General features: G+C 45.3%; 16 protein-coding genes and 1 riboswitch. Of the genes, 7 read left to right on the top strand and 9 right to left on the bottom strand.

Features of this window, described 5'->3' with window-relative positions:
• Nucleotides 1-26: 26 nt before the first annotated feature.
• Together fadA and acuI are read left to right on the top strand one after the other, a co-directional pair.
• Complete coding sequence (fadA, locus tag AC3CHU_RS00080; protein ID WP_016784138.1) at nt 27-1,190, top strand: acetyl-CoA C-acyltransferase FadA; 1,164 nt, start codon at nt 27-29, stop codon at nt 1,188-1,190.
• A gap of 242 nt (nt 1,191-1,432) precedes the next feature.
• Nucleotides 1,433-2,413, top strand: coding sequence for an acrylyl-CoA reductase (NADPH) (gene acuI, locus AC3CHU_RS00075; RefSeq protein ID WP_146453672.1), 981 nt, complete (start codon nt 1,433-1,435; stop codon nt 2,411-2,413).
• A gap of 109 nt (nt 2,414-2,522) precedes the next feature.
• Here the strand turns inward: acuI and AC3CHU_RS00070 are convergent, their stop codons facing one another.
• Entirely contained in the window at nt 2,523-3,464 is a 942-nt protein-coding gene (locus AC3CHU_RS00070) for a LysR family transcriptional regulator (protein ID WP_372244125.1), read from the bottom strand.
• Nucleotides 3,465-3,619: 155 nt separating this feature from the next.
• Nucleotides 3,620-3,805: a hypothetical protein gene (locus AC3CHU_RS00065; RefSeq protein WP_017073805.1), complete on the bottom strand. Its 186-nt coding sequence runs from the start codon at nt 3,803-3,805 to the stop codon at nt 3,620-3,622.
• 149 nt (nt 3,806-3,954) lie between these two features.
• Here AC3CHU_RS00065 and tusA point away from each other — a divergent pair, with 149 nt between their 5' ends.
• The gene (gene tusA, locus AC3CHU_RS00060; protein WP_017055492.1) at nt 3,955-4,206 is read left to right on the top strand and encodes a sulfurtransferase TusA; all 252 of its coding nucleotides are present in this window, start codon (nt 3,955-3,957) and stop codon (nt 4,204-4,206) included.
• An 83-nt stretch (nt 4,207-4,289) separates the two neighbouring features.
• Here tusA and AC3CHU_RS00055 read toward each other — a convergent pair whose 3' ends face one another.
• A complete protein-coding gene (locus AC3CHU_RS00055) occupies nt 4,290-4,544 on the bottom strand; it encodes a hypothetical protein (RefSeq protein WP_004736676.1) in 255 nt (84 codons plus the stop codon).
• A 151-nt stretch (nt 4,545-4,695) separates the two neighbouring features.
• Nucleotides 4,696-5,250, bottom strand: coding sequence for a TMEM165/GDT1 family protein (locus AC3CHU_RS00050; RefSeq protein WP_017073807.1), 555 nt, complete (start codon nt 5,248-5,250; stop codon nt 4,696-4,698).
• A gap of 34 nt (nt 5,251-5,284) precedes the next feature.
• Nucleotides 5,285-5,461: riboswitch (yybP-ykoY riboswitch) on the bottom strand.
• Between the two features lie 210 nt (nt 5,462-5,671).
• On the opposite strand from AC3CHU_RS00050, the gene glyQ reads away from it, so the two are divergent.
• From glyQ to AC3CHU_RS00030, 4 genes are all read left to right on the top strand, one after another.
• A complete protein-coding gene (gene glyQ, locus AC3CHU_RS00045; protein WP_017073808.1) occupies nt 5,672-6,601 on the top strand; it encodes a glycine--tRNA ligase subunit alpha in 930 nt (309 codons plus the stop codon).
• Nucleotides 6,602-6,603: 2 nt separating this feature from the next.
• Nucleotides 6,604-8,670 carry a glycine--tRNA ligase subunit beta gene (gene glyS, locus AC3CHU_RS00040; protein ID WP_114634135.1) on the top strand — a complete coding sequence of 689 codons (2,067 nt, stop codon included), beginning with the start codon at nt 6,604-6,606 and terminating at the stop codon, nt 8,668-8,670.
• A gap of 202 nt (nt 8,671-8,872) precedes the next feature.
• Nucleotides 8,873-10,960: an alpha-amylase gene (locus tag AC3CHU_RS00035; RefSeq protein WP_488524913.1), complete on the top strand. Its 2,088-nt coding sequence runs from the start codon at nt 8,873-8,875 to the stop codon at nt 10,958-10,960.
• Between the two features lie 255 nt (nt 10,961-11,215).
• Entirely contained in the window at nt 11,216-12,469 is a 1,254-nt protein-coding gene (locus tag AC3CHU_RS00030) for a valine--pyruvate transaminase (protein WP_488524912.1), read from the top strand.
• A gap of 227 nt (nt 12,470-12,696) precedes the next feature.
• Here AC3CHU_RS00030 and AC3CHU_RS00025 read toward each other — a convergent pair whose 3' ends face one another.
• The 5 genes from AC3CHU_RS00025 to dnaA all read right to left on the bottom strand — a co-directional run bounded on the left by AC3CHU_RS00025 (nt 12,697) and on the right by dnaA (nt 19,867).
• On the bottom strand, nt 12,697-13,131 hold the full coding sequence (locus tag AC3CHU_RS00025; RefSeq protein ID WP_004736683.1) for an Hsp20 family protein: 435 nt from the start codon (nt 13,129-13,131) through the stop codon (nt 12,697-12,699).
• A 536-nt stretch (nt 13,132-13,667) separates the two neighbouring features.
• Nucleotides 13,668-16,085 (bottom strand): DNA topoisomerase (ATP-hydrolyzing) subunit B, encoded by a 2,418-nt coding sequence (gene gyrB / locus AC3CHU_RS00020; protein WP_054542670.1) that lies wholly within the window; start codon nt 16,083-16,085, stop codon nt 13,668-13,670.
• Nucleotides 16,086-16,102: 17 nt separating this feature from the next.
• Entirely contained in the window at nt 16,103-17,182 is a 1,080-nt protein-coding gene (recF, locus tag AC3CHU_RS00015; protein WP_010433158.1) for a DNA replication/repair protein RecF, read from the bottom strand.
• A gap of 81 nt (nt 17,183-17,263) precedes the next feature.
• A complete protein-coding gene (gene dnaN / locus AC3CHU_RS00010) occupies nt 17,264-18,364 on the bottom strand; it encodes a DNA polymerase III subunit beta (RefSeq protein WP_488524911.1) in 1,101 nt (366 codons plus the stop codon).
• A gap of 81 nt (nt 18,365-18,445) precedes the next feature.
• Nucleotides 18,446-19,867: a chromosomal replication initiator protein DnaA gene (gene dnaA, locus AC3CHU_RS00005; protein WP_017081729.1), complete on the bottom strand. Its 1,422-nt coding sequence runs from the start codon at nt 19,865-19,867 to the stop codon at nt 18,446-18,448.

Here is a 19,867-nt window from a genome sequence, read left to right as displayed (position 1 = left end):
CCCACATTTGGAAAAGGAATAGCAAAATGAATAATGTAGTTGTTGTTGATTGCCTTCGCACCCCAATGGGACGTTCCAAAGGTGGAGCTTTCCGTCACACTCGTGCTGAAGACCTATCTGCACATTTGATGAAAGGCATTTTAGAGCGCAACCCAGAAGTAAACCCTGTCGAAATTGAAGACATTTACTGGGGTTGTGTACAACAAACGCTAGAGCAAGGCTTCAACGTGGCACGTAACGCTGCTTTGCTTGCTGGCCTACCGATTGAGATTGGTGCGGTAACGGTCAACCGTTTATGTGGCTCATCTATGCAAGCTCTGCATGATGCAACTCGCTCTATCATGGTTGGCGATGCTGAAATCTGCCTGATCGGTGGTGTCGAACACATGGGTCACGTACCAATGAACCACGGTGTTGATTTCCACCCAGGCATGTCTAAGCACGTAGCAAAAGCAGCGGGTATGATGGGCTTAACGGCTGAGATGCTTGGTAAAATGCACGGTATTAGCCGTGAAGATCAAGACGCATTCGCAGCACGCTCACACGCTAGAGCTCAAGCAGCAACGGTTGAAGGTCGTTTCAAGAATGAAATCCTACCAACAGAAGCTCACGCGGCAGACGGTTCACTGTTCACTCTGGATTATGATGAAGTAATTCGCCCTGAAACTACTGTTGAAGGCCTGTCTCAGCTTCGCCCAGTATTCGATCCAGCAAATGGTACGGTAACAGCAGGTACTTCATCAGCACTGTCTGATGGCGCTTCTGCAATGCTTATCATGAGTGAAGAAAAAGCCAACGCGCTTGGCCTTAAGATTCGTGCTCGCGTGAAGTCGATGGCTATTGCAGGTTGCGATCCTTCTATCATGGGTTACGGCCCAGTACCAGCAACCAAGAAAGCACTGAAACGTGCAGGCTTAACGATTGAAGATATGGGTGTTATTGAGTTGAATGAAGCATTCGCTGCTCAATCTCTTCCATGTGCGAAAGATCTAGGTCTACTGGATGTGGTTGACGAGAAAGTAAACCTTAACGGTGGTGCCATTGCACTGGGTCACCCATTAGGCTGTTCTGGCTCTCGTATCTCAACAACCCTGATTAACCTAATGGAAGCACAAGACGTGAAATACGGCTTAGCAACCATGTGTATTGGTTTAGGCCAAGGTATTGCAACGGTATTTGAACGCCCATAGCGCTCGTTGATTGTAATACTTGTAGGGTAATATTTTGTGCAGCTATATTTATATAGCTGCACTTTTTATTGCTCGGCGTCCAATAATGTATCGATTCGTTCAGCGAACTTAGCAAGAGTAAAAGCGCCACCCACATCTATGCACAAAATGCATAGACTCAATGTTGATGTTTCATTATTTTTTCTTCGGTGATTCAACTAAAGTTACTTCAGTTTCCTAATATTCCTCCCACGGAGCAGATCATGTTTAAAGCACTTGTACTAAACCAAGAAGACAAAAAAACTATCGCGTCAGTTTCTCAAATTGATGAGTCTCAATTACCAGAAGGTAACGTGAAGGTTGATGTAAGTTACTCTTCTTTGAACTACAAAGATGGTTTGGCGATTACAGGTAAAGGACGCATTGTTCGTAACTTTCCTATGGTTCCTGGTATCGACCTTTCTGGTGTGGTTTCACAATCTGAAGACCCACGCTACAAAGCGGGCGACGAAGTTGTTCTAACTGGCTGGGGTGTTGGTGAAGGCCACTGGGGCGGCATGGCGGAGAAAGCAAGCCTAAACGGTGATTGGTTAGTGCCAATGCCATCAGGTCTAGACGCTAAAAAAGTAATGGCTATTGGTACAGCAGGCTTTACAGCAATGCTTTGTGTTCAAGCTATTGTAGATGCTGGCATCAAACCAGAAGACGGTGAAATCCTAGTAACAGGTGCAAGTGGCGGCGTAGGCAGTGTGTCTATCACTCTACTAAACCAACTGGGCTACAAAGTCGCAGCTGTGACTGGTCGTGCTTCTGCAAATGGCGAGCTATTAAAATCACTAGGCGCAACACGTATTGTAGAGCGTGCTGAACTAGAAGAACCGGCGAAGCCACTTGAGAAACAACTGTGGGCTGGTGCTATCGATACTGTAGGTAGCAAAGTACTTGCAAAAGTATTGGCGCAAATTGATTACAACGGTGCGGTTGCAATGTGTGGTCTAGCAGGCGGTTTTGACTTACCAACCACGGTAATGCCATTCATTCTACGTAACGTTCGCCTACAAGGTGTTGATTCAGTAATGTGCCCTCGTGAGAAACGTATTAAAGCGTGGGAACAACTTGCTGAGTTGCTACCTGAGTCTTTCTACGGCCAAGCGACTAAAGAAGTATCTTTAGATGGTGCTATTCAAGCTGCAGAAGACATCACTAACGGTCAAATCACTGGTCGCGTAGTTATAAAGCTTTAGTAATCAGCTAAAGCTTAAATATCCCAGATCAACAAAGGGCTGATAGTAATCAGCCCTTTTGCGTTTTAGTCATTGAGATCGAGTAAACCAAAGCTAGATCTAAGTTAAGTTACCCCAAGCCAACATCCGCAATACGCTTCTGAATCAATTCACCACACTCCTCTTTTACCACCCTTCTTAACCATTGTTGCGAGGCAGAAGAATCGCAGCGAGAGTGCCAGATCAGAGAGTAATCAAACGGCATAAACTCAAATGGTAATGGCTTAACAACCAAGTCATAGCGCTCTGCCACCAAATAAGCCAAATCGGCAGGCACAGTAATCACCAACGGCATTCTATCGACAATCGCCAATGCGGCTTCAAGGTGATAAGCACGCAGCACCATTTTGCGAGGCTGTTGATTAGCTAAAGCGTTATCGAGTAAAGCCTTAACACCATCACTGATCGCAATCATCGCGTGAGGTGAAGAAACATAATCTTCAAGACTTAACGATCGATCGGCTAAAGGGTGATTTTTAGATAACAAACACGACACACCGACCGGCCCCAATACTTCTTGATGAAGTGGTGCAACGCTGCCACTCGGGCGACAAATAGCCATATCGACACGTTCGGTGCTGAGTTGCTTAAACAAATGCTCATGCTGCAGCGGCGCAAATTCCAAAGAAATATTAGGCGCTTGCTCGTAAATCTTAGGTAACGCATACGGCAAAATGGTTTGCATCGCGTAGTCGGTGGTTGCGATCAGAAAACGCTCACTGCAATAGTAAGGGTCAAAATCACTCGGGCTAAGCAGTTGACGGAATGACTCTAAAGGTTGATCAATACGTTGACTGATTTCGAGTGCTTTCTTGGTGGGAATAAGATGCTGACCTTGGCGTGTAAACAGAGGGTCATTGAGTAACTCTCGAAGTCGTCCCAATACACGGCTGGTTGCTGATTGGCTTAAGTTAAGCCGAATCGCAGCCTGACTAACACTTCCTTCTTCAATCAATACCTTTAAGGCGACCAATAAATTTAGGTCTCTACGATAGATGTCTTCTAATTCCACGCCACTTACCTAGCTGTATACAATTGTCATTGATCACTACGTTGTTTATAGCATGCTTTAGATAAAAAAAATCCCGCAATTACGCGGGGAAGCCCAAGAAAATTTGGGGATAGTGTCGGAATGTTGTCGTATCGGAATTCGCTGTTGTATTCGGGTTAGTGTTCTTGCTCTTCGGCTATGCCTTGCCAACGGCGCATCTCTACCCAAATACCAATAATCGTTGCTATTATGCCAAATATTGGCATCAGTGAGGTCTCTGTCGATGAGCGTAGTACTAACGCACAAAAAGAAATAAAACAGAGAACTGAATAAATTGTTAATCTATCTAATCCTGTCAACATCGCCACTCCTTAGCTAGTTGCCTTTGTTTCAAGTTGTTATCAACTTGTTAATTAAGTTATAGGAAATGACTCCACTTGCCAAGCACTTATTGCATATTTTTTCTGCAGACGTATTATTCACTCGTTAGATAGATATAGAGATACAAACCATGACATTCAAACCTGAACTGGCAACCCATACTTTAGAAGCTGAAGGCCTGCGTTGCCCAGAACCAGTAATGATGGTCAGGAAGACAATTAGAAACATGCAGGATGGCGATGTGTTACTGGTAAAAGCAGACGACCCTTCAACAACTCGCGATATTCCGAGCTTTTGTCGTTTTATGGATCATCAGTTAGTCGGCCAAGCAACTGAAGCTTTGCCTTACCAATATTTGATAAGAAAAGGGTTGGAGGCATAAGCCTCACCTAAATATCAAGCATCAAAAAAGCCGCTCGTACCTTATATTCTTCAACAGAACTCAGAGTACGAGCGGCTTTTTGTTTATTCGTTTCTAGATTTATTTTGCAGATGCTCAAGCTGATGCTGTATTTCTCGGATATCTTTACGCATAGGAATAATATGCGCGACCCGAATCCAGGCTTCTACTGCAAGCCCGGTCATGATCATCGAACCAGCCACCATTGGTAGCCACATGTCCGTCAACACCATGCCTAATAGTGTAAGTGCAAGACCAAAGGTAAATAAATAGCTTTGGCTTTGTGGAGTGATACCCATATAACGCGTCAACATAATCATGCCCTCGTGTTCTTAACTCACAAGATTAAAATATCATGACAAGTATGACAGTTATATGTCCATTCGATCGATAAACCTGACAATACTGTAAGAGTATGACCTACAACACATTACTCTACTGGTTGAGTATAATAAGACTCAATACCACCGCTTAATAGAAAGCCGCTGCGATAGCCAAACCCACGAATAACAAAGCAGTGATCTTGCGAATCAGATCAAGAGGCATCTTATCTGCCGATAACTTACCAATGATCACCACAGGCACATTCGCCAGCAACATACCAATGGTAGTACCCAGAATCACCCACGTTAATGCATCAGAATATTGGGCCCCTAGAATGGAGGTCGCAATCTGAGTCTTATCGCCAATCTCAGCAATAAAGAAAGCAATAAAGCTGGCGACAAACGGACCACGGTTAGAGATGGCTTCATCGTCGTCCAGTTTATCCGGAATAAGAATCCAGCCCGCCATAGCGATAAAACTGACCACCAGCACCCATTTCAACACTTCAGGAGATAAGTAATCCGCGACCACAACACCGAGCCATGCAGCAAGGGCATGATTGGCAATAGTGGCAAAGAAGATAGCGGCAATAATCGGTATCGGTTTTCGATATCGACTGGCTAATAAAAGGGATAACAACTGAGTCTTATCACCGATCTCGGCTAAGGCGACAGTTGTAATTGAAATTGCTAAAACGCTCACGACATGCTCATTTGGGACGGAGATTATTATATTTAACCAAAGACAAACCTCGCGCCCCATCCCGGTTCACGATGCTTGTCTAAGGTCTTGCTAAGCGCCACCAAAGGTGGTGGTTGCCTCGAACGCCATGATGATTTTGCATCAATTATGTTGACGGACGAACTCATTCAATAGGATATGAATAAGTAAGCTACTCCCCAAAGACCGCGAGATTTTAATCACCCACGCTTTCAAACACAAGTGTCAAAGTTATCAAAATATCCACTTGTGCCGAAAAACAAACATTAAAGGCAAAAAAATCCACTAAACGACATTTTAGACCACTAATTAAACAAGATTACCCCTACTCGCTTTACCAATATCTCGGTATACTCAGAGGTTATTTTTCTCATTCATTTAAAAGAATCGCGCGAACCTGACTATGCAAAAATACGATATCAAAACCTTCCAGGGAATGATCCTCGCGCTGCAGGATTACTGGGCACAAAACGGTTGTACCATTGTTCAACCACTAGATATGGAAGTAGGTGCTGGCACCTCTCACCCAATGACATGTCTACGTGCACTTGGCCCAGAGCCAATGTCTACGGCATACGTTCAACCTTCTCGTCGTCCGACCGATGGTCGTTACGGTGAAAACCCGAACCGCCTGCAGCACTACTATCAATTCCAAGTAGCTCTAAAACCTTCTCCAGATAACATCCAGGAGTTGTACTTAGGCTCTCTTGAAGTTCTTGGTGTCGACCCGCTTGTTCACGATATTCGCTTCGTAGAAGACAACTGGGAAAACCCAACGCTAGGCGCATGGGGTCTTGGTTGGGAAGTATGGCTAAACGGTATGGAAGTGACTCAATTCACTTACTTCCAACAAGTTGGCGGCCTTGAGTGTAAGCCTGTAACTGGCGAGATCACTTACGGTATCGAGCGTCTAGCAATGTACATCCAAGAAGTAGACTCAGTTTACGACCTTGTATGGAACGTAGCACCAGACGGTTCTAACGTGACTTACGGTGACATCTTCCACCAAAACGAAGTTGAGCAATCAACGTACAACTTCGAGCACGCAGACGTAGATTTCCTATTCACTTTCTTTGACCAGTGCGAAAAAGAGTGTAAAGAGCTACTTGAGCTTGAGAAGCCACTGCCGCTTCCAGCTTACGAGCGCATTCTAAAAGCAGGTCACGCATTCAACATCCTTGATGCGCGCAAAGCTATCTCTGTAACAGAGCGTCAACGTTACATCCTTCGTATCCGCAACCTGACTAAAGCTGTTGCAGAAGCGTACTACGCGTCACGTGAAGCACTTGGCTTCCCAATGTGCCGATCTGTAGAAAAAAAGGAAGGTAAATAATCATGGCGAAGAATTTTCTAATTGAACTGGGTACGGAAGAGCTTCCACCAACGGCACTTCGTTCTCTAGCAGAAGCCTTTGCTTCTAACTTTGAAGCAGGTCTTAAAACGGCTGAGCTTTCTCACGAAGGCATCAAGTGGTACGCAGCACCTCGTCGTCTAGCACTTAAAGTGACTGCCCTGGCTGAAGGCCAAGCAGACAAAGTCGTTGAGAAGCGCGGCCCTGCAATTTCTGTAGCATTCGATGCTGAAGGCAACGCGACTAAAGCTGCACAAGGTTGGGCTCGTGGTAACGGTATTACTGTTGAGCAAGCTGACCGTCTGAAAACAGACAAAGGTGAGTGGCTTCTTTTCAAACAAGAAGTGGCTGGCAAACCAGTTCAAAAATTGGTAATGGACATCGCTGCGAAAGCACTGGCTGGCCTACCCATTCCTAAAGCAATGCGCTGGGGTAACTCAGACATCCAATTTATCCGTCCAGTGAAAACACTGACAGTACTACTAGGTGATGAGCTTGTTGAAGGCAAAATCCTAGGTGTAGCTTCTGCTCGTACTATCCGTGGCCACCGTTTCATGGGCGAACAAGAGTTCACTATCGACTCTGCTGACCAATACCCTGCGATCTTAGAAGAGCGCGGTAAAGTAATGGCAGATTACGATGCGCGTAAAGCGATCATTCTTGCTGATGCTAAAAAAGCAGCAGATGCGGTTGGCGGTATTGCTGACCTAGAAGATGACCTTGTTGAAGAAGTTACCTCTTTGGTTGAATGGCCAGTAGTGCTTACTGCTAAGTTTGAGCAAGAGTTCCTAAAAGTGCCTTCTGAAGCTTTGGTTTACACCATGAAAGGCGACCAGAAGTACTTCCCTGTATACGATTCAGAGAAAAACCTACTACCGAACTTTATCTTCGTTTCGAACATCGAGTCTAAAGAGCCTCGTCACGTTATCGAAGGTAACGAGAAAGTTGTACGTCCACGTCTTGCTGATGCTGAATTCTTCTTCAACACCGACCGTAAGCGCCCGCTTATCGACCGTCTTGCTGAACTAGATCAAGCTATCTTCCAGAAGCAACTGGGCACTATCAAAGACAAAACAGACCGCATCACAGAACTTGCAGGCTACATTGCTGAGCAAATCGATGCTGACGTTGAAAAGTCTAAGCGCGCAGGCCTACTGGCTAAGTGTGACCTAATGACATCAATGGTATTCGAATTTACGGATACTCAAGGTGTGATGGGCATGCACTACGCAACGCACGATGGTGAAGACGAGCAAGTAGCACTGGCACTTTACGAGCAGTACATGCCTCGTTTCGCAGGTGACACACTACCAAGCACTGGCATCTCTTCTGCTGTAGCAATGGCAGACAAGCTAGACACTATCGTCGGTATCTTCGGTATTGGCCAAGCACCAAAAGGTTCTGACCCATTCGCTCTACGTCGTGCATCACTAGGTGTGCTACGTATCATCGTTGAAAACGGCTACAACCTAGACCTAACTGATCTAATCGGTAAAGCGAAAGAGCTACTAGGCGACAAGCTAACTAACGACAACGTAGAAGCTGACGTTATCGACTTCATGCTAGGTCGTTTCCGCGCATGGTACCAAGATGCTGGTTTCAGCGTTGATATCATCCAAGCGGTACTAGCACGTCGTCCAACCAAGCCAGCTGACTTTGACCAACGTGTTAAAGCGGTTTCTCACTTCCGTGAACTGGAAGCAGCAGAAGCACTAGCAGCAGCGAACAAGCGTGTAGGTAACATCCTTGCGAAATTCGATGGCGAACTACCAGCAGAAATCGATCTAGCTCTTCTTCAAGAAGACGCAGAGAAAGCGCTGGCTGAAAACGTTGAAGTAATGACGGAAGCACTAGAACCAGCATTCGCGACAGGCAACTACCAAGAAGCCCTAAGCAAGCTTGCTGACCTACGTGAACCTGTTGATGCATTCTTCGACAACGTAATGGTTATGGCTGATGACGAAGCGCTTAAGAAGAACCGTCTAACGCTACTGAACAACCTACGTAACCTGTTCCTACAGATTGCTGACATCTCTCTACTGCAAAAATAAGCACGAGTGAGATTGTTGCTCTAAGTCATACTCTGAGTAACTAACTGTAAACACCCAAAGGGAAGCGAAAGCTTCCCTTTTTGTTTTTGTGAACCAAGCATTTGTTTGTAGAGGTGTTATTGATTAACTGAATGAATCAGCACTCAGACTGTAGAGGGCATTGTTTGCTATAAATAACCTGTTTATTCAGGGGAAGGGAACAATGAAAAAAACAGTACTCGCGCTTTCAATACTCGCACTCAGCGCATGCAGCCAAACCAGTGACAATAACCTATTACTGACAATTGATAACGACACTGTCGTATTTGAATCATCAGGTAAAGGCACCGTAATTGCAGAACAGGAACTCGCCAAAGGTAGCTATACCTTCTCTATCAGCGATGCCCAACAAACCTGTGGTACTAACTATGCTTTGGCTGAAGAGAGTCGCATCAAATTCAATAAACCCCTTCGTCTAGACGACTGTGCCGAGAATTCTGAAATCGCCATCAAGGTCTTTCGCGCTAACACCTACCAATTTACGCTCAACCCACAGACCAATGAACTCACGGTTCAAGTAAAGCCAAAACAGCAACAAGCTCAAAGTTTTGCCTGCCCAGTACCTAGTGACCAACCAACCACCATCAACGTTGCTCAAACCTTTGATGATGGCACTTTAGTTAGAGATGCCCTTTCTGGCATCGAAGCTACCGTCAGTAACGGCAATGTCATCATGCAGCCTGCAGAAAGCAGCCAAGGTGTTCTACTGCTAGAGAAAGTAGAACCAGAAACCAAAGCTGATTTTAGCTGGGACAACGCCACGGTTTACTTCGTGATGACCGATCGCTTCCACAACGGTAACCCTGACAACGACAACAGCTATGGTCGCAGTCAAGATGGACAAGATGAAATCGGCACCTTCCACGGTGGTGACTTAGCCGGTTTAACCGAAAAACTCGACTACATAGAATCGCTCGGTGCTAATGCTATCTGGATTACCTCTCCACTAGAGCAGATTCACGGCTGGGTTGGCGGTGGTGATCGCGGTGACTTCAAACATTACGGCTATCATGGCTACTACCATCAAGATTGGACTAAGCTCGATGACAACATGGGTACCGAAGACGAGCTGAAAACCTTCATCGATACAGCACACAGCAAAGGCATTCGTGTCGTTTGGGATGTGGTAATGAACCACACGGGTTACGCAACACTTGCCGACATGCAAGAGTTCGATTTTGGTAAACTCAACCTGACCGATGAACAAGCTAAACAAACCCTCGGCGAAAACTGGACAGATTGGCAACCAGAAGCAGGCCAGAACTGGCACTACTTCAATAACTACATATCTTACAGTGACAAAGAAGCGTGGGAGAAATGGTGGGGTAAAGCTTGGTTACGCAGCGACATTGGTGCTTATGACTCACCGGGGTACAACAACCTCACCATGTCTTTGGCACACCTACCCGATTTCAAAACAGAATCAACAGAGACCACTGGGCTGCCTAATTTCTATCGCAACAAGTCCACCAGCGCCACGGATGAACTCCAAACCCCTCGTGAACATCTCATCACTTGGTTGTCTGACTGGGTACGTGAATATGGCGTTGATGGTTTCAGAGTCGATACCGCCAAGCACGTTGAGTTAGACGCGTGGGCAGAGCTTAAAGAGAGCACTAACCAAGCGCTTGCAGAATGGAAGCAAAACAACCCAGACAAAGCCCTGGATGACCTACCTTTTTGGATGACAGGCGAAGTATGGGCACACAGCGTGGTGAAATCAGACTATTTCGCTAACGGGTTTGATTCGATCATCAACTTTGAATTCCAGAGTGATATCGCACCCAAAGCACTTAAGTGTCTATCCGATCTCGATGCTGACTACCTGCGCTACGCAGACAAGATCAACAGTGACAGCGAGTTCAACGTGTTGAGTTACCTTTCATCTCACGACACCTCGTTATTCTGGACACAACACGGCAGTGACTTTGCAAAACAAACCAAAGCTGCAAACGCGTTGATGCTGGCTCCCGGAGCAGTGCAGATCTATTACGGTGATGAAATCGCTCGTGATTTCGGCCCAACAGGCTCCGACCCAATGCAAGGCACTCGCTCTGACATGCCTTGGGATCAAATCACAGGTGAACGAGCAGAGTTGCTGGAACACTGGCAAGCGCTTGGCCAATTCCGCCAACGCCACCCAGCGGTAGCCCAAGGTAAGCATATCCCCCGTAACAGCAAGGGCTACTATGCGTTCGAACGCCAATACCAAGATGACAAGGTATTAGTCGTTTATACTGGCTCAAAGTAAGCGCTGATTGAAATAACCCACAGGAATTAAAAGGAGAAGCTTAGGCTTCTCCTTTTTTGATCACGAAACACTCGTTCAATAAGAAAGCAGACACTCATTAGTTAAACTTTATAGAAGTTTTTTTCACGTTAGAGCATTTGGCGCTATGCGTCGCAAAAACATTGCGGTATGTTCAAGGAACACACTGATGGTAGACATAAGGTCTGCCTTAATGACACATAACAAGCAATCACAATGAATTAGGTAAAATAAGTAATGCAGTTCTCTAAGTTTGGTGAAAAGTTTAATCGATACTCTGGAATCACTCGTTTAATGGATGATTTGAATGATGGCCTGCGCACTCCTGGCGCAATCATGCTCGGTGGTGGTAACCCAGCCGCTATCCCAGCCATGCTCGATTACTTTAACCAAGCCAGTGCCGACATGCTCGCCAGTGGAGAACTCATTGCCGCCCTCGCCAACTACGATGGTCCGCAAGGCAAAGACAGCTTCATTAAATCGTTAGCGGCGATGCTGAAAGATACTTATGGTTGGGACATCAGCGAGAAGAACATCAGCCTGACCAACGGCAGTCAAAGTGGCTTCTTTTACCTATTCAATCTTTTAGCAGGCCAACAGCCAGACGGATCACACAAGAAAATCTTGCTACCGATCGCGCCTGAATATATCGGCTACGGCGATGCTGGCATTGATGACGATATTTTTATCTCTTACCACCCAGAGATCGAACTGCTAGAAAACCGCCAGTTTAAATACCACGTTGATTTTGAGAAGCTCAAGGTTGATGACTCGGTTGCCGCTATCTGTGCTTCTCGTCCAACCAACCCAACTGGTAACGTACTGACCGACGAAGAAGTGCGTAAACTGGATAAGCTGGCACGTGAAAACAACATCCCGCTACTGATCGATAACGCTTACGGCCTGCCATTTCCAAACATCATCTTTGAAGATGTGGAACCGTTCTGGAATGAAAATACCATTCTGTGCATGAGCTTATCTAAGCTTGGTTTACCGGGTGTACGTTGCGGTATCGTGATTGCGAGCGAAGAAGTAACACAAGCTCTGACCAACATGAATGGCATTATCAGCCTAGCACCGAATAGTGTTGGTCCTGCGATTGCTAACCACATGATTGAAAAAGGCGATTTACTGCGCTTAAGCAGCGAGGTAATCAAACCTTTCTATAAAGATAAATCTCTACGTGCAGTTGAGCTTTTACAAGAAGCGATCGACGACCCTCGCTTCCGTATCCACAAGCCTGAAGGCGCGATTTTCTTATGGCTATGGTTTGATGAGCTGCCGATTACCACCATGGAGCTGTACGACCGCCTCAAAGCTCGTGGCGTATTGATTGTTCCGGGTGAATACTTCTTTATCGGCCAAGAAGACGAATGGGATCATGCTCACCAGTGCTTGCGTATGAACTACGTACAAGATGATGAAGCGATGCAGAAAGGCATTGCTATCATTGCTGAAGAAGTGAAAAAGGCTTACTCAGAACAGCAATAAGACCTTTTAGGTTACTGTAGGCCAAATACAAAAAAAGCACCATCCTTCTTCAAGGTATTGGTGCTCTTTCACTTCTACTTCCCGATAGTTTTTGTCACTTGAATACCCTAAATAATTGGGGGTTCAGCTAGGCGACTAGAAAATTCAGCCCTATGAGCATAGGGAACCTATGTAATTAGGGGGAATTTACGACGTCAACAACGCTGTAGCTTCAAGTATGACGGGTATTAGCCTTCTAGTAGGCTATTACCGTTGATAGCAATCTTACGTGGTTGCATCGCTTCTGGGATTTCGCGTTCTAGGTCGATGTGAAGAAGACCATTTTCCATGCTTGCACCTACCACTTTTACGTAGTCAGCCAGTTGAAATTTACGTTCGAAATCGCGCTCTGCAATACCTTGATATACGAAGGTTTTCTCTGCTTCAGCTTTACGCTCACCTTTAACAATTAACATGTTCTCTTTTTGAGTAAGATCTAATTGGTCATCTGCAAAACCAGCGACTGCCATAGTAATACGGTAGTTATTCTCGTCTTTTTGCTCGATGTTATACGGAGGGTAACCGCCAGAAGCATTTTTTGATGTGTTCGCTTCCATCATATTGAAAAGACGATCGAAGCCGATTGCGTTGCGGTAAAGTGGAGTGAAATCTACAGTTCTCATAATGCTATCCTTTTAGTAAGCAATAGTCTTAGCTGTAATTTTTACTGAGATCGAACCTGTGAGTGATCCAGTAAACAGCTAAGGGATTCAGTTCGCATTCCTCGGGTTTCACCTCGTTTGGTGACAACACTGGGACATGGCAATGAATCAATTTTTAAATTGTGTGCTGCCAAAGTTATCCTCTATTGAGCGATACTTCGTTAGCGGAAATGAAGGTTCTGTTTCTTCTCTTGTAGAGCAAGACAGTCATCCTCTTCACAACTAGATATGTGGATTGAGCAAAATAGTTTCAAGGGATTATTTTCAATTATTTTTCCAATCTAATATTTTTCAATACCTTACAGACACAAAAAAGCACCACCAATAGGCAGTGCTTTCATAATTTTATGAACTTCATCAATACAACGAAGACATCAATTTAATTGCTTCGAGGCTAAGTTAGTTCGCATTAGTTCAAGCGAGGCGCACGCAGCATACAAGTGTATGTGAGTACGCCGAACGCAGAAATCATGCGAAATAACGACGCATCGCAGTGATTAAACGTCTAGGTTTGCTACTTTAAGTGCATTCTCTTCGATGAAGTTACGACGAGGCTCTACTTGGTCGCCCATCAACGTTGTAAACAACAGATCAGCACCAACAGCATCTTCAATCGTTACTTGCATCATACGACGAGTTTCAGGATCCATAGTCGTTTCCCAAAGCTGATCAGGGTTCATCTCACCTAGACCTTTGTATCGTTGTAGGCTTAGGCCACGACGAGACTCTTTCACTAACCAATTCAGAGCTTCAACAAAGCTAGAAACCGCTTGAGTACGCTCACCACGTTTGATGTAAGCGCCTTCTTCAATCAAGCCATCAAGTGCTTCAGAAAGATCCGCTAGCTTGCCAAACTCTTTCGAGTTGATAAGGTCAATGCTGAGTACGTGCTCATGAGTTACACCGTGTGTACGTACTACAATCTTAGGAACGCTTAAACCTAGCTCTTCGTGTTTTTCAACTTCAAGAGAGTATTGGCTCGCACCCGCTTCTTTGCCATTTAGCTGCTCTACAAGCTGCTTACCCCAAGCTTCAACGGCTGCTTCATCATGACACTGCTCAGCGGTTAGGCGAGGTACATAAATCAGTTCGTGAATCAATGCTCGTGGGTAACGACGGCTCATACGATCAACCAGCTTAATACCTGCATTGTATTGATGAACAAGCTTCTCTAAGCCTTCACCAGTAAACGCAGGTGCTTCAGGGTTTACGTGCAATTCTGCATTATCTAAAGCCAAAGATACTTGATACTGGTTCATCGCATCTTCATCTTTGATGTACTGCTCTTGCTTACCCTTCTTCACTTTGTAAAGCGGTGGCTGAGCAATGTAGATGTAACCACGTTCAATCAGTTCAGGCATTTGACGGTAGAAGAACGTCAGTAGCAGAGTACGGATGTGAGAACCATCGACATCGGCATCGGTCATGATGATGATGTTGTGGTAACGCAATTTATCTGGGTTGTATTCGTCACGACCAATACCACAACCAAGTGCTGTAATGAGCGTTGCGACTTCTTGAGAAGACAGCATTTTATCGAAGCGTGCTTTCTCTACGTTAAGGATTTTACCTTTAAGCGGTAGGATTGCTTGGTTCTTACGGTTACGACCCTGCTTAGCTGATCCGCCAGCAGAGTCTCCTTCCACAATGTATAGTTCAGACAGTGCAGGATCTTTTTCCTGACAGTCAGCTAGTTTACCTGGAAGACCCGCTAAATCTAATGCGCCTTTACGACGTGTCATCTCACGAGCTTTACGCGCTGCATCACGAGCACGTGCTGCATCGATAATTTTCGAACAAACGATTTTCGCTTCACCTGGGTTCTCAATTAAGAACTCAGACAGTTTCTCACCCATTGTAGACTCAACCGCAGACTTCACTTCTGAAGAAACCAGCTTGTCTTTAGTTTGGCTTGAGAACTTAGGATCTGGCACTTTCACCGAAACAATCGCTGTCAAACCTTCACGAGCATCATCACCTGATGTTGAAGTCTTCGCTTTCTTCGAGAAGCCTTCTTTGTCCATGAAGCTGTTCAATGTACGTGTTAGTGCACCACGGAATCCCGCTAAGTGAGCACCACCATCACGCTGAGGGATGTTGTTGGTGAAACAATAAATATTTTCTTGGTAACCGTCATTCCATTGCATCGCAACTTCAACGGTAATACCGTCTTCACGCTCATGATCGAAATGGAATATTTTCTGGATAATTGGTGTTTTGTTGGTGTTTAAGTGCTCAACAAACGCTTGGATACCGCCTTCGTATTCGAAGTGATCCATTTTGTCTTCTTCGCGCTTATCAATTAGCTTAATTGATACACCTGAGTTCAAGAATGATAGCTCGCGTAGACGCTTAGCTAAAATATCGTAATGGAACTCGATGTTAGTGAAGGTTTCTTCACTCGGCCAGAAACGAATCTCTGTACCTGTTTTGTCCGTGTCACCTACAACCGCTAGTGGCGCTTGAGGCTCACCGTGGCAGTATGTTTGAGTGTGGATTTTGCCACCGCGATGGATAGTCAGAGTAACTTGCTTAGAAAGTGCGTTAACTACTGAAACACCAACACCGTGCAGACCACCAGATACTTTGTACGAGTTATCATCGAACTTACCACCAGCATGAAGAACCGTCATGATTACTTCTGCTGCTGATACTTTTTCTTCTGGGTGCAATTCAGTTGGAATACCACGGCCGTCATCGCTTACTGACACAGAACTATCTTCATGGATAGTTACGATGATGTCATTACAGTGACCAGCGAGTGCTTCATCAATAGAGTTATCTACCACCTCAAAAACCATGTGGTGCAGACCGGTACCATCATCCGTGTCGCCAATGTACATTCCAGGACGCTTACGTACCGCATCCAGACCCTTCAGTACTTTAATACTCGATGAATCGTAATTATCTGACATAGTTACTCTCTGACTAATTATCCTTGCTCTATTTTGCCATGTTCCACATGAAACATCCTGCTATTTTCGTCATGCATATCTGCAATCTGATCAGCGGTAATAGAGCTTACAAAAACTTGAGCCTTGGTCGCCTTTAAACACTCAGCAAGACGTGCTCGGCGTTGGCTATCTAATTCGGAAGCAAAGTCATCTATCAAGTAGATGCACTGCTTACCTGTCATTTGAGTGAGGTGTTGCCCTTGTGCTACTCGTAGCGCGCACACCATCAACTTCAACTGACCTCGTGACAAGACATCTTCCACAGGAGTGCCGTTCACTTTTATCTTTAGATCCGCTTTGTTTGGCCCACTAAAGGTGTAACCAAGCTGCTGATCCCTTTCAAAATTCTTTTCTAATATCTCGGCGTATGGGGTGTCTTTATCCCAGCCTCGATAGTAGTTAATCTTTATCTCAAACTCAGGCAAGAAGGTCGCGCAGATTTCTTCGGCGACTTCTTTAAGCTGTTCAACGTACGTGGCACGCCACTGGCTGATGCTTTCAGCTAAACGGGCCAATTCTTGATCCCAATAGCTCAGTTCTCGATAGTTCGTCGCCGTTTTCAATAATGCATTACGCTGTTTATTGAGGCGCTTTACCCTGCCCCAAGCATCATAAAAACCCGACTCACTGTGGAAGACTCCCCAATCAATGAATGCGCGGCGATGCTTAGGTCCATCGGTTAGTAAATCAAACCCTTCGGGGTGAATCAACTGCAAAGGTAAGACTTGAGCTAACTGAGCCAATTTTTGCCCAGTTTGACCGCTTATTTTAACCTCTGTGGTGCCATCGCGCTGCTTATTAATGCCAATTGGCAGCTCAAATTGATCCGAGGTCATAAAACGGCCATGGACAAACAGTTCGCTACACTCATTTTGAATGATACGACCGGTTAAGGAGCTTTTGAACGAGCGACCATGTCCGAGCAGATACACTGCTTCAAGGACGCTGGTTTTGCCGCTTCCGTTAGCCCCTATAAGAAAGTTAAAGCCTGATGACGGTTGAATGTCACAGGCTTCAATATTTCTAAACTGCTTTACGATTAAGCGCGATAAAGGCATAACGTCTTCATATTAATCTTCAATCACGGCTCGATAGACAAACGTTGTTGATAAGCAAACATAATGTATAAATAAACACAGTTACAAACGAATCGGCATAACAACGTACATCGCGCTGTCATCTTGTGCGTTTTCAATCAATGCACTCGCATTCGCGTCTGACATTGAGATTCGAACCTGTTCACAACGCAGTGTGTTCAATACATCCAATACGTAGCTTACGTTGAAGCCAATCTCTAGTGCGTCACCGTCGAAGGTGACGTCTAGCACTTCTTCCGCTTCTTCTTGTTCTGGGTTGTTCGCTGTAATACGCATCTCGGTATCTACAAGATTAACGCGAACACCACGGAATTTTTCATTCGACAGAATCGCAGCACGAGAAAACGCTGAACGTAACTCATCGCAGCCGGCTTCTAATGTCTTAGTGGTATTTTGTGGCATTACGCGGCGATAATCAGGAAAACGACCATCAACCAGCTTAGAAGTGAAGACATAGTTGTTCACTTCAGCACGCACGTTAGAGTTACCAATCTGCAGCGTTACTGGCTGTTCAGGAGCATCGAGTAGCTTCACCAACTCTTGCACACCTTTACGAGGAACAATGATCTGCTTCTGAGCAAAATCAGCACCCAGTTTCGCTTGAGATACCGCCATACGGTGACCATCAGTTGCAACACTACGTAAGATAGAACCTTCAATCTCAAACAACATACCGTTGAGGTAGTAACGAACGTCTTGGTTCGCCATTGAGAATTGTGTTTTCTCGATAAGACCGCGCAATTCAGCTTGTGTCACTGACACTTCAACTTCACTGCTCCAATCTTCAATATTTGGAAAATCTGCCGCAGGTAATGTTGCCAATGAGAAACGGCTACGACCAGAACGAACCTGAACACGGTCACCATCCAATACCACAGTGATCACTGAGCTATCTGGCAAACCGCGACAGATATCTAGGAACTTACGTGAAGGTACGGTAATGCTGCCCGCTTCGAAATCACCTTCAAGCGTTACACGGCTGATCAATTCAACTTCTAGATCCGTCGCTGTCATCGACAACACGTTATCTTCTACTTTAATCAGTAGGTTTCCTAGAATTGGAAGCGTTGGCCTGCCACCGAGTGCGCCAGATACTTGTTGTAATGGCTTTATCAGGTGACTACGTTCAATGGTAAATTTCATATCTTGCTCTTACGGTCTAAATGGCACTGCGTAATAGTACGTGGCCAAGATTCTGCTTATTAAGGTTAAGAATACTGTGTATTAAGAAGAAAGGGTACGAATCAAGTTCGAATAATCTTCTTTAATGTCGTGGCTCTCTTCACGCAGCTGAGCAATCTTACGACAAGCGTGCAGCACAGTCGTGTGGTCACGGCCACCGAATGCATCACCAATCTCAGGCAAGCTGTGGTTAGTCAGCTCTTTAGCCAGTGCCATCGCCAATTGGCGCGGACGAGCAACAGAACGAGAACGACGTTTAGATAATAGATCAGCGACTTTGATTTTGTAGTATTCAGCGACTGTCTTTTGAATGTTATCAATGGTGACCAGTTTTTCTTGCAGGGCAAGTAAGTCACGCAGTGCCTCACGCACGAAATCGATCGTGATCGGACGGCCAGTGAAGTTTGCATTCGCAATAACACGGTTCAATGCGCCTTCTAGCTCACGAACGTTAGAGCGTAAACGCTTCGCAATAAAGAACGCCACTTCATCCGCAAGATGAATTTGGTGGTCTTCTGCTTTCTTCATCAAGATCGCCACACGAGTCTCAAGCTCAGGTGGCTCAATCGCAACCGTCAAACCCCAACCGAAGCGGGATTTAAGACGATCCTCTACCCCGTTGATCTCTTTTGGATAACGGTCAGACGTTAGGATGATCTGTTGATTGCCTTCAAGCAGCGCATTAAAGGTATGGAAGAACTCTTCTTGAGAGCGCTCTTTGTTAGCAAAAAATTGGATATCATCGATAAGCAATGCATCAACACTACGGTAGTAGCGCTTAAATTCTTCAATCGCATTGTTTTGGAGCGCTTTCACCATGTCTTGAACAAAGCGCTCTGAGTGCATGTAAACCACTTTAGCATTCGGCTTATTATCAACAATGGCGTTACCCACCGCATGCAACAAGTGCGTTTTACCTAAACCAGTACCGCCATACAAAAACAACGGGTTGTAAGCGGTTCCTGGGTTATCAGAAACCTGACGTGCCGCAGCCAAACCCAGTTGGTTCGACTTACCTTCAACAAAGTTATTGAACTTATGTTTTGGGTTCACGTTTGAACGGTGATTAAGGTCAACTGCTACAGGTTCTTCATCACGCCAGATATTGTGTACTGGTTTGCGTGCTTGCAGCTGCGCAGGTGCAGACGACTCAGCAGCTACATCAGCAGCGGTACGTGTACGAGCAGGGGCGATAGCCTCAGACCTTGGAGCAATGACTCGTTTACTTCCAATCTCAAAATGAAGATGCGGGATATCATTACCACAATATTCTTGTAGCAAACGGTTAATGCTATTTAGGTACTTATCGCGCACCCAATCGAGTACAAATCGGTTTGGTGCAAATAGAGTTAGAGTATTACCATTGAGCTCCGCTTGTAACGGACGTACCCACATACTGAATTCTGTAGCTGGTAACTCTTCTTGAAGCTGTTGCAAGCATTGCAACCAAAGCGAAGATGACAC

The organism is Vibrio sp. QJM3NY_39 (genome assembly GCF_057785895.1).
The sequence above is the reverse complement of the archived record's forward strand: the minus strand, read 5'-3'. Positions and strand labels throughout refer to the sequence as shown.

Excerpts from the sequence above, each read along its gene's own strand:
- AC3CHU_RS00055 (WP_004736676.1), bottom strand. The coding sequence starts at position 4,544 with ATGATTATGTTGACGCGTTATATGGGTATCACTCCACAAAGCCAAAGC.
- AC3CHU_RS00065 (WP_017073805.1), bottom strand. The coding sequence starts at position 3,805 with ATGTTGACAGGATTAGATAGATTAACAATTTATTCAGTTCTCTGTTTT.
- AC3CHU_RS00025 (WP_004736683.1), bottom strand. The coding sequence starts at position 13,131 with ATGAGAACTGTAGATTTCACTCCACTTTACCGCAACGCAATCGGCTTC.
- fadA (WP_016784138.1), top strand. The coding sequence starts at position 27 with ATGAATAATGTAGTTGTTGTTGATTGCCTTCGCACCCCAATGGGACGT.
- tusA (WP_017055492.1), top strand. The coding sequence starts at position 3,955 with ATGACATTCAAACCTGAACTGGCAACCCATACTTTAGAAGCTGAAGGC.
- acuI (WP_146453672.1), top strand. The coding sequence starts at position 1,433 with ATGTTTAAAGCACTTGTACTAAACCAAGAAGACAAAAAAACTATCGCG.
- AC3CHU_RS00035 (WP_488524913.1), top strand. The coding sequence starts at position 8,873 with ATGAAAAAAACAGTACTCGCGCTTTCAATACTCGCACTCAGCGCATGC.
- gyrB (WP_054542670.1), bottom strand. The coding sequence starts at position 16,085 with ATGTCAGATAATTACGATTCATCGAGTATTAAAGTACTGAAGGGTCTG.
- recF (WP_010433158.1), bottom strand. The coding sequence starts at position 17,182 with ATGCCTTTATCGCGCTTAATCGTAAAGCAGTTTAGAAATATTGAAGCC.
- AC3CHU_RS00030 (WP_488524912.1), top strand. The coding sequence starts at position 11,216 with ATGCAGTTCTCTAAGTTTGGTGAAAAGTTTAATCGATACTCTGGAATC.
- glyQ (WP_017073808.1), top strand. The coding sequence starts at position 5,672 with ATGCAAAAATACGATATCAAAACCTTCCAGGGAATGATCCTCGCGCTG.
- glyS (WP_114634135.1), top strand. The coding sequence starts at position 6,604 with ATGGCGAAGAATTTTCTAATTGAACTGGGTACGGAAGAGCTTCCACCA.
- dnaN (WP_488524911.1), bottom strand. The coding sequence starts at position 18,364 with ATGAAATTTACCATTGAACGTAGTCACCTGATAAAGCCATTACAACAA.